This window comes from Fictibacillus tiangongensis (assembly GCF_048083785.1).
Taxonomy (GTDB): domain Bacteria; phylum Bacillota; class Bacilli; order Bacillales; family Fictibacillaceae; genus Fictibacillus.
Map to the genome: position 1 here is coordinate 3,634,222 of NZ_CP182294.1, position 14,662 is coordinate 3,648,883.

General features: G+C 43.4%; 13 protein-coding genes. 6 read left to right on the forward strand and 7 right to left on the reverse strand.

What is annotated here, in order from left to right:
- The first annotated feature begins 27 nt into the window (after positions 1-27).
- Both ACNJYY_RS19190 and ACNJYY_RS19195 read left to right on the forward strand, forming a co-directional pair.
- Positions 28-819, forward strand: coding sequence for a putative hydro-lyase (locus ACNJYY_RS19190; protein ID WP_416729707.1), 792 nt, complete (start codon positions 28-30; stop codon positions 817-819).
- Positions 820-906: 87 nt separating this feature from the next.
- Positions 907-1,089, forward strand: a complete 183-nt coding sequence (locus ACNJYY_RS19195; protein WP_416729708.1) for a hypothetical protein — start codon at positions 907-909, stop codon at positions 1,087-1,089.
- Between the two features lie 121 nt (positions 1,090-1,210).
- On the opposite strand, the gene ACNJYY_RS19200 is transcribed toward ACNJYY_RS19195, so the two are convergent.
- The 3 genes from ACNJYY_RS19200 to ACNJYY_RS19210 all read right to left on the reverse strand — a co-directional run bounded on the left by ACNJYY_RS19200 (position 1,211) and on the right by ACNJYY_RS19210 (position 4,006).
- Positions 1,211-2,020, reverse strand: a complete 810-nt coding sequence (locus ACNJYY_RS19200; protein WP_416729709.1) for a YihY/virulence factor BrkB family protein — start codon at positions 2,018-2,020, stop codon at positions 1,211-1,213.
- Between the two features lie 325 nt (positions 2,021-2,345).
- On the reverse strand, positions 2,346-3,638 hold the full coding sequence (locus ACNJYY_RS19205) for a hypothetical protein (RefSeq protein WP_416729710.1): 1,293 nt from the start codon (positions 3,636-3,638) through the stop codon (positions 2,346-2,348).
- A 125-nt stretch (positions 3,639-3,763) separates the two neighbouring features.
- Positions 3,764-4,006 (reverse strand): hypothetical protein, encoded by a 243-nt coding sequence (locus ACNJYY_RS19210; RefSeq protein WP_416729711.1) that lies wholly within the window; start codon positions 4,004-4,006, stop codon positions 3,764-3,766.
- Positions 4,007-4,090: 84 nt separating this feature from the next.
- On the opposite strand from ACNJYY_RS19210, the gene ACNJYY_RS19215 reads away from it, so the two are divergent.
- The 3 genes from ACNJYY_RS19215 (at position 4,091) to ACNJYY_RS19225 (ending at position 8,105) form a co-directional block, all read left to right on the forward strand.
- Positions 4,091-5,494: a DHA2 family efflux MFS transporter permease subunit gene (locus tag ACNJYY_RS19215; RefSeq protein WP_416729712.1), complete on the forward strand. Its 1,404-nt coding sequence runs from the start codon at positions 4,091-4,093 to the stop codon at positions 5,492-5,494.
- A 143-nt stretch (positions 5,495-5,637) separates the two neighbouring features.
- Positions 5,638-6,090 carry a hypothetical protein gene (locus ACNJYY_RS19220; RefSeq protein ID WP_416729713.1) on the forward strand — a complete coding sequence of 151 codons (453 nt, stop codon included), beginning with the start codon at positions 5,638-5,640 and terminating at the stop codon, positions 6,088-6,090.
- A gap of 476 nt (positions 6,091-6,566) precedes the next feature.
- Positions 6,567-8,105, forward strand: a complete 1,539-nt coding sequence (locus ACNJYY_RS19225) for an ATP-binding protein (protein ID WP_416729714.1) — start codon at positions 6,567-6,569, stop codon at positions 8,103-8,105.
- A gap of 286 nt (positions 8,106-8,391) precedes the next feature.
- Here the strand turns inward: ACNJYY_RS19225 and ACNJYY_RS19230 are convergent, their stop codons facing one another.
- The 4 genes from ACNJYY_RS19230 to ACNJYY_RS19245 all read right to left on the reverse strand — a co-directional run bounded on the left by ACNJYY_RS19230 (position 8,392) and on the right by ACNJYY_RS19245 (position 12,992).
- Positions 8,392-9,765 carry a GntP family permease gene (locus ACNJYY_RS19230; RefSeq protein ID WP_416729715.1) on the reverse strand — a complete coding sequence of 458 codons (1,374 nt, stop codon included), beginning with the start codon at positions 9,763-9,765 and terminating at the stop codon, positions 8,392-8,394.
- An 88-nt stretch (positions 9,766-9,853) separates the two neighbouring features.
- Positions 9,854-10,888 carry a 4-hydroxythreonine-4-phosphate dehydrogenase PdxA gene (pdxA, locus tag ACNJYY_RS19235; protein ID WP_416729716.1) on the reverse strand — a complete coding sequence of 345 codons (1,035 nt, stop codon included), beginning with the start codon at positions 10,886-10,888 and terminating at the stop codon, positions 9,854-9,856.
- 29 nt (positions 10,889-10,917) lie between these two features.
- A complete protein-coding gene (locus ACNJYY_RS19240; RefSeq protein WP_416729717.1) occupies positions 10,918-12,225 on the reverse strand; it encodes a four-carbon acid sugar kinase family protein in 1,308 nt (435 codons plus the stop codon).
- Positions 12,222-12,992, reverse strand: coding sequence for a DeoR/GlpR family DNA-binding transcription regulator (locus ACNJYY_RS19245; protein WP_416729718.1), 771 nt, complete (start codon positions 12,990-12,992; stop codon positions 12,222-12,224). Before ACNJYY_RS19245 ends, ACNJYY_RS19240 begins: the two co-directional genes overlap by 4 nt.
- Before the next feature lie 496 nt (positions 12,993-13,488).
- Between ACNJYY_RS19245 and ACNJYY_RS19250 the strand changes: the two genes are divergently transcribed.
- Entirely contained in the window at positions 13,489-14,619 is a 1,131-nt protein-coding gene (locus ACNJYY_RS19250) for a SpoIIE family protein phosphatase (protein WP_416729719.1), read from the forward strand.
- Positions 14,620-14,662: the final 43 nt, after the last annotated feature.

A 14,662-nucleotide genomic window follows, 5' to 3' on the forward strand; every position in this document is an offset into this window, starting at 1 on the left:
CTACTTTTATAAAAAGGGGAGCTTGTTATGAACGCACTAGATCGTTTAACTCCAGTTGAAGCTCGTGATCTGATACGCCGCGGTCAGTGGAAAAAGCCTACAAGCGGACTCGCAAACGGCTACACACAAGGAAATCTTGTGGTGTTGCCGAAAGATCTGGCGTTTGAGTTCCTCCTGTTCTGTCAGCGCAATCCGAAGCCTTGTCCGGTGCTTGATGTAACAGAACCTGGTTCCGCCGTTCCTACCTTAGTTGCACCAAACGCTGACCTAAGAGTGGACATACCAAAATACAACGTCTATCGTCACGGCGAACTCGTTGAAGAGTGTACCGATATTACTTCGCTTTGGAATGACGATATGGTCGGCTTCCTGCTTGGTTGCAGCTTTACATTCGAACATGCACTGATGAATAATGGCATTCCTGTTCGTCACATCGAACGAGGCTGCAACGTTCCGATGTTTAAAACTAACATCGATTGTGTGAAAGCTGGACGTTTTGAAGGTCCTATGGTCGTGAGCATGCGTCCTGTTCCTGAAAAAGATGTCGTTCGAGCGGTTCAGGTAACAAGCCGCTTCCCTTCTGTTCACGGGGCTCCGGTTCATATCGGGAACCCAGAAGTGATCGGTGTGCATGATTTATATCAGCCAGATTTCGGTGATCCTGTTCAGATTCATGACGGTGAAGTTCCTGTGTTTTGGGCTTGTGGGGTAACGCCTCAAGCCGTCGCGATGCATGTAAAACCTGAGATCATGATCACACATGCTCCTGGTCATATGTTCATTACCGATATTCGCGATGAAAAGTACGGCGTTTTATAAGGTAAGATTGTTAAATGAGGAGAGAATCTACTTTGGTAGATTCTTTTTTCTTTTTTAGAGAGATTTTTTAGGTTTGAGATGAGTAATTTGGGTACGAAAGTTGTTCTTAGCGGTGGTGAAGAGCGTTTTATCGGTGAAAAGGGAGCCATCATCGGTACTTGCAGCTACGTTACCGGTGAATCCGTTGCGTTTACAGGTGGAAACAAGCACATTAGCGGTGAACGTGTAACAAATATAAGAACGCGTACCGTAAAAACCACATCTGAATGATTAAAACTGTCTGAATTGTGTGGGGTCTGACCCGGGGTCAGACCCCACACAATTTTACACATTCATTCCACCTACAAAAAAAGACTAATCCCTTCAAGGGACCAGCCTCCAAAACTTTTATCTATTCACTTTCCGCTGGGTACACCACCGTATTCAGCAATCCACCTAGGATGATGATCATCGCTGACAGGTAGAACCACAGCATGAGAACGACGAGACCAGCTACTTGCCCGTACAGCGCGGAATAGTTGCTTCCACTCACGTACGTAGCGAAGCCCATCGAAACAAGCTGCCAGCCGATCGTCGCAAGAAATGCACCCGGAAGTACTTTTTTAAACCCAAGCTTGATGCTCGGGGCAAAGGAATATAGCATAATGAAAAACAACAGCAGAAACACGGTTCCTATTCCCCACTGGATAATGATCCATAGCTTTTGAAAAGCTAGGTTTGAAAAGATGCCTTCCAAATACACCCGCAGAATTTTTTCAAACAACGGAACAAATACAGAGAACAGAACAGCGATCATGAATCCAACAGTTAGCAACAGACTTTCTAAAATCTGTTTTAACATGTTTTCTTCATTTCGCACTTGATACGCATCATTCATGATACGCTTCATGCTTTGAAAACCCATTGATGATAGCCACAATGTAATGATCAAACTAAACGACAAGAGGTTTCCTTCTTGTCTCATAACGGTATAGGATAACGTCTTATCAATCAGATTGTATGTGCTCTCTGGCGCATACGGCTGGACTAGCTCTAGTATATTTTCTTCTTTTAGTGGTAAATATGTCAGCAATGAATAGATGACGAGCAAAAATGGAAAGACCGACATTAAAAAATAATAGGCCATCTGTGCCGATAAATCGTACACCCTCAATTTGAGAAATCGGTCACCTAGTTGGTTTAGAACTTTAACAATATTCATGTTGCAACACCTCTTTAGTTAAAGCCAGTCCATAAATACAGTAATATAATATATACGTTGAAAGCAGTCAAATCAGATCACTTTTTTTTAAAAAAAGTTTCTTATGTTGAGAAATTCTTCAGGTGTAGGCTGGCCAAGAGCGTTCTGACACCTCTAAAACAGTTCTATGGGTCATCACAAGCAGACTATGAGTCTTAGCACACGTTCTATTGGCCATCCTCACCTTTCTATGAGTCATCTTCTTACCCTCTCTTGGCGCCATCAATCAAATTTAGATAACAAAAAAATGCCCCTCATAAGCATGAGAGACATCTTCTTTATCGTTTTATTTTACCGCTCTAGCTGCGGCTTCCACGAGATCGACTGTTTGATCCACTGTATTTCGGCGAAACTCCTGGAACTCCTCTGTGATATATACTGATTTGTTCTCTGGGTAAAATTCTTGTGCCGCAATATGCAGGTGTCCACCTGGAATGTCGGTCGCACCAAGACCTAAGCGAACACGATTCGAGCGGTACATGCTTTCGTTAGACAGATAGCTTCCGCCTCCACCCTCTTTTGCTTTAGAGCCAGGTGTTGGTCCATCCTCATTACAAACAGCTGGATCCTCAAAGTTTGGCGGCAGCCATTCACAAACTTTATCGTTTCTAAAAACGGGCCACGGTCCTGTTTCAGCCGCAATCATCTCTTCATATGGAAGGGTGGTTTCAATAAACTCTGGAAGCGGCTTTGGCATCGGCCAATGAGCTACAGGTGGTGTGACTTCTGCTCTTTCCTCGAGCTTGTTGTCAGCTCCTGTATGATAGCGTCCGGCATATCCTTCGATCGCCATCTTACGCGGTCCGCCTTGGCTGATGGTCATGATTAAGTCCACTTGTTTCGAGCCTTGCTTCAAAAATGGACCGAACGTATTCTCAACGATTCCTTCTTCAAAGTCATCCCATCGAACAGGGAAATTCGCCGCTTGTATGACGGCTAATCCATCACCTGTCCACACCCATCGTCCGTCGAGCTGCAGACCGCTTGCACCTGAAGGATTGGTTCGTCTAAATTCTTGTTCAAGGCGGTACGGATCGAATCCACTCACAAGGATCCTCTTCACTTTCTTGCTTTTTGGATAGTCGATCGTCGAAATGCCTCTTGATGTATATTCTAATGACTTCATTAACTTCCCGCGTTGTTCTTTCGTGACGTTGTACACAGGATCCCATTGTCTGAGAGCACTCGTCATATGTAATCTTGCCCAGTATAGAGGGCGGTCATCGTAGGAATCAAGCTCACCTAGATCGGGTCTCTTACCTTGAGCGCGGTCAACGGCTGTTTTCCATAGTGCCGTTCCATGCTTATGTATCACTTTTTCAGCTTTCTCTGGAGTTTTTGCAGCACATAGATCTTTTTTAAAATGATCCACGTAAGAGGTGAATTCACTTTCCTTCAATAATTGTTGCGGAATCGGTCGGCCATCCTCAATTCTTTGTTCTTCTGCTGTTAGTGCTGCATTCGGATCAAAGCAGCTTGTCTTATTCTTTGCTTCTGCTGTTTCACCATTTTCAAAAATAACGACTCCGAACAACAAAGCCCACGTCATTCCAATACTTCTTCCAAAAGATATCTTCACGAAACCACTCCTTTTGTTCTTTATTGTAGAATAACGACGAAATCATTTGAATAGTATGAATTGTTTAATCCTGTATTTCCTCATCGAAAACAGCCATCCTACTACCCAGGTATATATGAGTGTTTTTATCTTCGGTTCACATTCAACACGATGATCAACAGAATGAATGCGATTCTGATCATCCGATCTTTTGCGACTACCTTCAGAAGTCCGATAAAAACGAGACCTAAAATAGGGCGTTCTTCTACTAAAAGGATCGCAATGATATCAACGAGCAGCAGGACTTCATCCAGCTGAGCTAACTGTTCCTCACCCATACCCTCACCCGCTTTTTGATTAGTGTATGTTGGGAGTAAAGAGATGCTCATTTTTTTAAAGCATCTTAATGTCATTTCCGTTGAAAATCCTGTAAGCTGTACACATCATAAAATGTTAGATGGGATTGAACGGCTATGGAAACTACACAAAATGTTAAACAATCGACGATCGTGTCCTTGCTGCTCGCTGGAACGTTTATTGCGATATTGAACCAGACACTCATGATCACTGCGATACCGCCGATCATGAAAGAGATGAACATCACGGCGAACAGCGCTCAATGGCTGACGACCGTATTCATGCTCGTTAATGGGATCATGATTCCGGTCAGTGCATTTTTGCTTGAACGGTTCACCACGCGGCAGCTTTTCATTTCAGCGATGAGCGTTTTCGCTGTTGGAACACTTGTTGCAGGACTCGCGCCAAACTTTGAGACACTCTTACTCGGCAGAGTCATCCAGTCAAGTGGAGCTGGGGTTATGCTGCCTCTTATGCAGACCGTATTTTTGATGATTTTCCCCGTGAACAAACGCGGATCAGCAATGGGGTTAGTCGGGCTCGTGATCTCATTCGCACCAGCAATCGGCCCTGCCCTTTCAGGGTGGGTAACGTCACATTACTCTTGGCGAGTACTCTTTTTCATCATCTTGCCGATTGCCATCATTGATATTATCGTAGCCTTTTTTGCTTTAAAAAATGTTACGGAAACATCAAAAACAAAAGTGGATGTAACATCGATCATTCTGTCATCGTTCGGTTTTGGAGGATTGCTATACGGATTCACATGTGCAGGAAATCTCGGGTGGACTGCGCCAAGCACGCTGATTTGGCTAGCGATCGGTGTCGTGGCTCTTGTTTTATTCATCACACGACAACTGCGTTTAGCACATCCGATGCTCGAGTTCAGGGTGTTCGCAAACTCTATCTTCCCGCTTACGATCATCATCGGAATGATCACATTCTTAGGGCTGATCGGTGCGGAGACAATCATACCGCTATTCATGCAGAACATGAGAGACTTTACGGCGTTTGAAGCAGGTCTTGCACTCTTACCAGGTGCGCTTATCACAGGGCTATTATCACCGATCACAGGAAGACTTTTTGATAAGTTCGGTGCGCGCTGGCTTGCAATCATCGGGTTAACGATCATCACTGGATCATCCTTTGCATTTGCCAGTCTAAGTCCGACCACATCGTTCACATTTTTAACCGTGATGTACGGTATTCGGATGTTTGGCCTTGCGATGGTCATGATGCCTGTTGCAACTGCTGGACTCAACCGACTTCCGAAGCGTTTGATTCCTCACGGCGCAGCGATGGACAATACGATGAAAATGATCGCAGCATCAGTCGGTACTGCCATTTTAGTCACGGTCATGACAACTACCGCTGAAACGGCGGGAGCGCGTCCTGAAATCACACACCCTGATATGTATGGCGCAAATATGGCGTTTATCGTCGTATCCGTATTATCCTTGATCGGACTTGTGATCTCATTCTTTATAAAAGAAAAACAACTAGAAACAGAGGACAGCTGATTATAGCTGTCCTCTTTGTAAATTCGGTCTAAAAATCGCTCGATAGTTCGTGACAAGCCTATTAGATTAAGTAATACTAAAGGTAAAGCTTTATCTTTTTAACATTTCAATACATATATCTTTTAAATTAGGAGGTTACCATCTTGAATCAGATTCAACACACGTTAGCCAAAGCACTCATAGATGAGGCACCTGGGTTGGCTGAGCAGATACTCACACTACGGTTTAAGAAATACCCGATAAAAGATAAACAGCTCTTTGATCGCCAGTCATCGACCGATTACATTATGAAATTAGTCCAACTCTTAGGCAGCTCCCTCGTGCTGTCACCATCCGCAAGAGAAGATGGACTGAAGGTATGGTCTGTTCACACCGCTCGCTATGCGCTCGAATACGGTCAATCATTGGATGTTGCGATGCAATCAACGCAATTTATTCGCAGTGAGATTCTTCAAGTGATTGAACGTATAGCAGAACGAGAAGAGACAAGCGTAAAAGAAGTGATATTTATCATTCAAGAGATAAATAAGATGCTCGATCTATGCTTTCAGGTGTTTACCGAAACCTATATGGAAAGTATCTTAGAAGCGATGTAATAAGCTGCAGCGACACTTGATCATAGACGATTGAGTGTCTTTTTTTGTGTACTCTTCACAATCATTCATCCATTCTCAAGGTTCTTATCTAAAAGGTAAAGGTTGTTGCTATTTACTTAACTAGCTTCTTTGACAAGTTGATTGGAGTGTAAGGTGCGTGCCAACCGCTTGAGAAACTTCTCGCAAGGCATGTGACGAGGAAGCTTACTACGGTAGCATAACTGGTAGACGCAGGAACAAGATACTTCCTTGAAGCGGACAGGTGAGACACCTAAGGGCACAGAGTGCCGAGGTGGCTCACCGCACGCCCCCCGGAAAGCGAGCACCTGAAACGGAGATCAACAACTTTCACGGATACCAACAGAACTACTTAAAAAAGTTTCCTCATTCCTTTTCTTCCAATAGAAGGGATGTTTGTCGAAATGTCGAAGGTTTCATTCAGATGAATTCGGAAACTGTTACAGGAGGCAAACCCCATGGAAAGTTGTAGGGATATAGGAACGAAGATAAAAGAAAACAGCAAACAACTTGTAGACAAACTAAAACCGATCAAGAACTTAGAGACTGACTTTTCGATCTACAAAACCAAAGTCTCTCACTGGATGGATATTCTTTTTCAATACTTAGGTGAAGGCTTATCAGAAAATGTTCAAACCGCTGAAGAAAAGATTAAGAAATGGGCTGACGCATTTGGACAGCGCTCATCTGATACGGAGATCCCGCTCGATTACGCTCTACATTTTATCTTTGAATCCCGGGTTATCCTTTCACAGGTTTTAGAGGAAGAATTTGAAACATCCAGTACTAAAGCTGATAGTGCTATTACTGCATCCAATCGCCTAAACCTTTTAATCGATATAGCGGCTCGTTCAATCGTCATGCACTATACGACATTCATGCATAACACGAAAAAAGCACTTCAACATACAAATCGAGATTTAGATATCTCAATCCTAGAGTTAAACAACATTCGAACCGCTCTCTTTGAAGGAACGATCTTCTCCGTTACAGATAAAGACGACCGCATCATTCAAGTGAACGACCATTTTTGTGAATTGACGCAATATACCCGCGAAGAATTGATCGGACAAGATCACGGCAAAATCTTCTATTCAGGCGTTCATACAGAAAGCTTCGTTCATCATATTCAACAAGAAATTAAAGCAGGACGCGTATGGAACGGTGAGATCTGCAACAAAGCGAAAGACGGCACACTCTATTGGGTGGATACAACGATCGTTCCTTTTCTAGACCCAGAAGGTGTTGCCTATCAGCACATCTCGATCCAATACGATGTGACGGAGAAAAAGAAAACAGAGGAAATTCTATTGAAATCTGAAAAGGTTTCATTGATCGGTGATCTGGCCGCGGGAATCGCTCATGAGATTCGCAATCCACTCACATCCATCGCAGGGCTCGTTCAGCTCATTAACGAATCTGATCAGGAGAAGAACACCTTTTTTAAAGACATCATTCTGACTGAGATCAATCGCATCAATTTTATCGTAAGTGAACTGATGGTACTCGCGAAGCCCCACGCTGTCTATTTCAGCTGGTTCAATATCGTAGAAAGCATTCAGAATGTCATCGATCTGATGCAGCCTGAAGCAAATTTGCGCAACGTAATCATTTCTTTCGAGAAATCGAACATGCCACTCGTTTATGGTGAGAAGAATCAGCTTACACAAGTAATCATCAACATGATCAAGAACTCAATGGAAGCTCTGCCTGACGGTGGTGAGATCTCACTTCTTGCCACTTCCCAAGATGGACACGTTGTTATCTCCGTAATAGATAATGGAGTCGGCATGACAGAAGAACAACAAAAAAGAATCGGCGAACCGTTCTACACGACGAAGTTTAACGGTACAGGCCTCGGGCTCATGATTTGCTTTAAAATCATTCAAAACCACGGAGGATCGATCTTAGTTGACAGTAAATTGAACGAAGGCACCTCCTTTCAGATCACATTGCCCGTACATGCGGCATCAACTGCTGATCCTTTACCGAAATAGGGCTGGATAGTGAAGAATCTACGTGTTGTAGGTTCTTTTTTTGTAGGATAAGTTGGTGTTGGATGGGTTAGCGGTGGTCGTGAGCTGTTTTACGGTGGTCACCGTTCATTTATAGGTGTAAAGTAAGCGTTTAGCGGTGGATAAATCACGTTTACAGGTGAAAAGTAGCACTTTACCGGTGAACGCGTAACAAATTATAAAAACACGTACCGTAAAACCTCCCCTCCCCACACAAAAAAGCCTCACCATGAAATCAACATGGTGAGACTCTTTATTAAACATCTGTTTAAAAGAACATATTTGCCACTAAAAGTGTCACTAATCCTACGAACCAACAGATTGTAGTCGGTACAGACCAGACCATGATCTGTTCTTTCACTTCTTTGATGCCTAACATTCGGTTAACCACCCAGAACAAGCTGTCATTAAAGTACGAGAAGATCATCGAACCCATCGCTGCAGCTTGAGCGGCGAGTGCCATGTTCACATCCAGCTGAGATAGGATCGGCGCTGAAATAGATGCGGCAGTTATCATCGCTACCGTACCGCTTCCTTGAACGAGGCGAACGATCGTCGCGACAAAGAATGGAATCAGCACTGCTGGAAGTGGAAGATCTGCAATTTTTTCAGCGATAAAGTTCCCCGCTCCACTTTCACGAAGGACATTACCTAGCGCTCCACCTGCACCTGTAACTAAAAGGATAATACCTGCTGTCTGAATTCCTTCTTCCATTCGGTCAAGTGATTCAGAGCGACTCAAGTTACCGGCTAATGCGTAAATGGCTACAATGAGTCCGATACTCACAGCAATGATCGGCTTTCCTAAGAAAATCAGAATTCCGTAAAATCCAGATGTTAGTTCCATTGCGGTTAACGTCGTGTTTAAAAAGATTAATAGTATCGGTAAAACGATCGGTAATAGTGAGCGGCCTAAAGAAGGAAGAGAATCCTCTCGCGCACTAGCTAGCTCGATAAACTCTTGATAAGCTGCTTGTTTTGTAGGACGTGTGAACCCTAGCTCGGAATCATCCGGTACTTGATAGATTCTTTTACCGATCCATTTCGCATAAAGAACGCCTGCGATCATAATCGGAATGGCAAAAAGAAGACCAAGACCGATCATAAGACCGATATCCACTCCAAAGATTCCGGCTACACCTAGCGGACCAGGCGTTGGCGGTACTAATGAGTGCGTGATCACGAGACCCACGGCTAACGCTACACCTAACGATACGACCGATTTCCCCGTTTTCTTAGAGAGAGCTTTTACGAGTGGATTTAAAATAACAAACGCTGAGTCAACAAAGATTGGAATGGAAACCACATAACCCGCGATCGCCATCGCCCACTCTTCCTTTTTCCTGCCGACTGCTTTAATGAGTGAATACGCTAACGTTTCAGCCGCTCCTGACACTTCGAGAATTCGTCCGATCATGACACCAAGTCCGATTACGATCCCGATAGAAGCAAGCGTGCTCCCGAACCCAGCCGAGATGGTATCAGCGACTTTCCCTGGTTCCATTCCGCCGACAAGACCGGCGATTGAAGCCGCGATGATAAGAGCTAGAAAAGCGTGAATCTTTGTTTTTAAAACGAGAAAAATTAATGCAATAACCCCAAGAACTAAACCAGCTACCATTTGTGCTCCTGAAACTTCCATTTCATTGACCCCCTTTTAATGTAAGCGCTTTTATTTTATTGAAATAATAGTGAAGGGCATAAGAACCCTTCACTTTCATCTGACTATCTTAAAGGCTATTCGCTGTAAACTTCGGTGCATATTGAGCAGCAAGTTTGATACATTCTTCCATACTCGTGCTCTCTGCAATGTTTTTCCCTGCAATATCGAACGCTGTTCCGTGGTCTACCGAAGTTCTTAAGAACGGAAGACCGTTCGTGATAGAAATGGTTCGGTGAAAATCTGTCATCTTAGCAGCGATATGTCCTTGATCATGATAGAGAGACAACACTGCATCATATTTGCCGTTTAATGCTTGGAAGAATACAGAGTCTGCTGGAACCGGACCTACTGCGTTGATTCCGTCTGCAACAGCTAGCTCAATACCCGGTTTGATCTGCTCCACTTCTTCCCAGCCAAACAATCCGCCTTCACCGCTATGAGGGTTCAGACCAGCAACGGCCCAGCGTCTGTTTTCCACGCCTAGACGAGCGAGCGCTCGATCACATCGTACCAAGTAATCATGCACACGTTCTTTCGTCATAGCTGCAATTGCATCTTTTAATGAAAGATGACGTGTTAAGAAGAAAATTCTCATTCCTTTTACTTCGAACATCGTTAGTGGATCATCAGAACCTGCTAGTGCTTCAAGCATTTCCGTATGTCCGATATAAGGAACGTTCGCGGCTTTTAACGATTCTTTGTTGATCGGCGTTGTTGCCAGCGCTTTAACCTCACCTGCTGTCGCAAGCTCTACTGCTTTTTTGATATATTCAAACGCTCCCTGTCCGCCTTGAGCAGAGACTTCACCATATTGAAGCTTGTTCACATCAATGTTGTTTAAGTTGATCACATCAACCGTTCCTAGTTCGTACTTTCCATCTGCAGGAGATGTTACTTCATTAATTCTGAGGTCTGCACCTACGATCGCGATCGCTTTTTCAAGTACTGCAGCATCTCCGATCACGAGCGGTTTACAAACATCATAGATCTCTTTTTTGGCAAGAGACTTCATCGTAATTTCTGGTCCAATGCCTGCTGGATCACCCATCGGAATCGCAATAATCGCTTTTTCTGTTGTTGTCGTTTTTGTTGTCGTTGTCATGTTTTTTCCTCCTTGAGTTTTTAATAAAATTATTGAACTTGCTTTGTAGATGTTTGGTTTGCTAATAAATGCTTTACGATCGTGTGAATGGCTTTTTTGTCACCGACCATGCCGCCTTTTGTAGCGAGCGGTATACCATCAAAATATCCTCCGATGAATTCACCGTATGCGACGAGAGGAAGCACTTCGTTTTTTAACTTGATGCCTTCAGCTCTTCCAACAGAACAGAGTGAAGCCGTAACATCTCCTCCACTGGAAAAGCAGCCGCCAATCTCATAATTCGTTGACTGGATGACAATACGCGTGATCTTTCCTAATCCATCTGCGATTCTTTTCGCGAGTTGATCCTGACTCACACCTTGCTCTTCGGCCAAACGTTTCAGTTCTAATCGTTTAGCTTCTGGCGAGTTGGTCGTGATAATTAAGATGTCTTGGTAGTGGACAGCTTCTAAGGCAGCCGTTACAGCTCTTTGAACTTCAGTTTCCCAGCTGTCCGATAGACTTGCTAATTTTTCAGCATCGACATAGACCGGTTTCGCATCCGTTTTATCGATCAAGTATGTTAGCTGCTCACCGCTTAAAGAGGTTACGCTGCCGACGGTAACGAGAATCTTTTTACTTTGTGTGTGCAGAGACGTGTAAGCCTTTGCATAATAAGCCGTTAATGGTCCTGGATCTACCGGTACGAGTTGGTAGTCCTCGATCAATGCCATCGCATGTGCAATATCTTCAATCTCTTCATCTGTTACCGCATCCATCACAAGAATACGGCTTCCCTCGTCTATTTTTCGCTTTAACTCCTGAAGGATCGTTTTCTTTCCTTGTAAAACGGTTTCGAGTCCGATGTGTGATACGAGATGTTCACTCTGCTTACTGATAATAGAAGGAACGTATGATTCTGTAAGAGGCATGACCGGATCTTTGGCAACATCTGTCGCTTGAACAGGCACACCATCGACGAGTAAGTAACCGCCGGATGTGATACGACTTGAATCTGGAAACGATGCAACGACAACCGCAATCGATCGTTCACCAAGTTCATTTAAAACCATGTCGATCTCTGTTCCGATGTTTCCTCTTACCGTACTGTCGATTCGTTTACAGATCACATCCGCACCCCAACGCTGAAGGTTGCTTAGAGACTTTTTGATCCGCATCTCAGACACATCTTTTCGTGCATACCTGCTATCCGTATCAATACAAACGGCGTTGTAACTTCCTGAAGCTGGTTCCTGATCGTAATACACCATCGTTGCCGCTTCAAAACCTTGCTTGATCAGTTTTACCCCTGTCGCATTGGCACCTGTTAGATCATCTGCAATGACGCCGACTTTCATCCCTTTTCACCACCTTCAACGGTTACGACTTCTAAACATTCATTCAGCATTTGCTTCGTTTCATCTGCTAAGTGTTGATCTGTAACTAAACCGTGAATTTGGTTTAAGTCACAAACCTTTGTTAATGATTTTTGATCAAACTTGCTAGAATCAGCCACGAGCCATGTTTTTTCTGATGCTTCAATCATCAGCTTTTTGATCGCAGCCTTCTCATAAGTTGGTGCTGTAACACCCGCTCGGCTGTGGATCGCATGAGCTCCTAAGAAAAAAAGATCTACGTGAATGCCTCTTAACATCTGCTCTGTTAACGGGCCGAATAATGTTCCGACCGTATTTTGCAGTTCACCGCCAGTCACAATCACTTTCACATCTGTATCAAGTAGCTCAGCTGCGATTTTTATATCATTCGTAACTACTGTGATTGTCGTTTTCTCTTTTAACAACTTTGCGATCTCTAACGTTGTTGTTCCTGAATCTAAAAGAATAGTAGAGTGATCCTGTATGAATTGCACAGCTCTCTCGGCGATTGCTCTCTTGCGATCGTTGAATTTTCCTTCTTTTGTTCGGAACGATGATTCCACGACTAACGGCTTGTTAAGTATCGCTCCGCCATGTGTTCTAATAATCTGGTCCGTTTCTTCGAGAAAGGCAAGATCACGACGGATTGTCATCGCCGAAACATTTAATTCGTTTACTAGTTCTTCAATCTCAATTTTTCCGTTCTCATTTAATTGTTGAAGAATTTGCTCTCTACGCTCTTTAGGCATTATTGTCATCACCTTTGTTATTTTCGAACACCTTATATGTATTATAATGTTACAAACGAACATAAATGTCAATTGATTTGTTTGAAATGAACAAAATGTTGTGTGATGTGTGTTTCCAATGGATGATGCTGCTGTGAGATTTGTGTTGAAAATCGTTTAAATTATTTTATACGTGAAATTATCGTGGTTATCCGTGAAATTAATGCACTTATCCGTGAATATAATTTGGATTACCGTGGATATTTTTCAAGCAGTCTATCTGGTGTGTACAAACCGCAACAATGTCCTTATCCTTAACACAGTCTATTACGCAACACACCCCTCTTCTGAGGTAACTAGCATAATCACCCCTAATAAACTGTCCCACCCCACTATCCCACTCTAAATAATCTAAAAAATAGTCCCTTGCCACATTTACTTGTATACTAGAGTTATAGAAATGAATGATCTTAGAAAAACACACAATAAATGGTACATATAAGGGGAAGAAGTTTGAATGTCCATTCTGATCGTTGATGATAATACAGTAAATTTATTTGTAATAGAAAAAATATTGAAGAATGCAGGATATGATGACTGCACCTCTCTTTCTTCTGCTCAACAGCTTTTCGATCACCTCGAAGAAAACGAAAAAGAGCTGAACAAAAAGTCGATCGACTTGATTCTCCTTGATATCATGATGCCAGAGATAGACGGGATCGAGGCTTGTCAACGCGTTCAAAAAGACGAGCGTTTCAAAGACATTCCGATCATCTTTATCACAGCGCTTGAGGACTCTACGAAGTTAGCAGAAGCGCTCGACTGCGGTGGTATGGACTATGTGACGAAACCGATCAATAAAGTAGAACTGCTTGCTAGAATTCGAGTCGCACTGCGATTGAAGTACGAAAAAGATTGGCACGCGGAACAAGAACAAAAGATTCAAAACGAGCTCGATCTTGCGATGCAAGTTCAAAAAGGCTTGTTGAATCCGCCGATTAAAGAAGACAACATCACGATAAACGTGTCACACCTGCCTTCCTTTAAGCTCGCGGGGGATATGTATTATTGGCACAAGTTCGATGACCATCGTTATGGAATCATCTTGCTCGATATGATGGGGCATGGGATCTCCTCTTCTCTTGTGTGCATGTTCATCTCGTCTGTTATGCGAGACAGCATCAAAGAACTGAAAGATCCGGAACTTGTGATCAAAGAATTGAACCGTTACATGGCACTTCTCCACAATCCGAAGAACGACTACAACTACTATTTCACAGGCATCTACCTTTTGATCGATACCGAGAAAAAGACGGTTGAATACGTGAATGCCGGTCATCCGGAAGGCTATGCACTCGTTGATAACTCCCTTCAGTCGATTGAACGCAGCTGTTATGCAGTTGGTTTCTTTGAACAGATCGAAGTGAAGAAGTCTGTTATCCATTACGAAGACAACATTCAGATGCTGCTCTTTACGGATGGTGTGTTAGAAGCTGGAGATGACGAAGAATTGATGCTAGAGAAGCTGAAATACGTGGCTTCTGAAAAATGGAGCAACATCCGCTCGCCGATTCATCTTGTTATTCCAGAAGAACAACAAAAAGGTCAGAGCGATGACATGTGTATCATGATGATTCAAGCGAAATAAAAAAAGCAGGATAGAAGAGGTCATCACACCCCTTCTTCCTGCT

What these genes read in the sequence shown, in the direction of transcription:
- ACNJYY_RS19190 (WP_416729707.1), top strand. Translation starts at nt 28, where the DNA reads ATGAACGCACTAGATCGTTTAACTCCAGTTGAAGCTCGTGATCTGATA.
- ACNJYY_RS19200 (WP_416729709.1), bottom strand. Translation starts at nt 2,020, where the DNA reads ATGAATATTGTTAAAGTTCTAAACCAACTAGGTGACCGATTTCTCAAA.
- ACNJYY_RS19210 (WP_416729711.1), bottom strand. Translation starts at nt 4,006, where the DNA reads ATGAGCATCTCTTTACTCCCAACATACACTAATCAAAAAGCGGGTGAG.
- ACNJYY_RS19215 (WP_416729712.1), top strand. Translation starts at nt 4,091, where the DNA reads ATGGAAACTACACAAAATGTTAAACAATCGACGATCGTGTCCTTGCTG.
- ACNJYY_RS19225 (WP_416729714.1), top strand. Translation starts at nt 6,567, where the DNA reads ATGGAAAGTTGTAGGGATATAGGAACGAAGATAAAAGAAAACAGCAAA.
- ACNJYY_RS19230 (WP_416729715.1), bottom strand. Translation starts at nt 9,765, where the DNA reads ATGGAAGTTTCAGGAGCACAAATGGTAGCTGGTTTAGTTCTTGGGGTT.
- pdxA (WP_416729716.1), bottom strand. Translation starts at nt 10,888, where the DNA reads ATGACAACGACAACAAAAACGACAACAACAGAAAAAGCGATTATTGCG.
- ACNJYY_RS19240 (WP_416729717.1), bottom strand. Translation starts at nt 12,225, where the DNA reads ATGAAAGTCGGCGTCATTGCAGATGATCTAACAGGTGCCAATGCGACA.
- ACNJYY_RS19245 (WP_416729718.1), bottom strand. Translation starts at nt 12,992, where the DNA reads ATGCCTAAAGAGCGTAGAGAGCAAATTCTTCAACAATTAAATGAGAAC.
- ACNJYY_RS19250 (WP_416729719.1), top strand. Translation starts at nt 13,489, where the DNA reads ATGTCCATTCTGATCGTTGATGATAATACAGTAAATTTATTTGTAATA.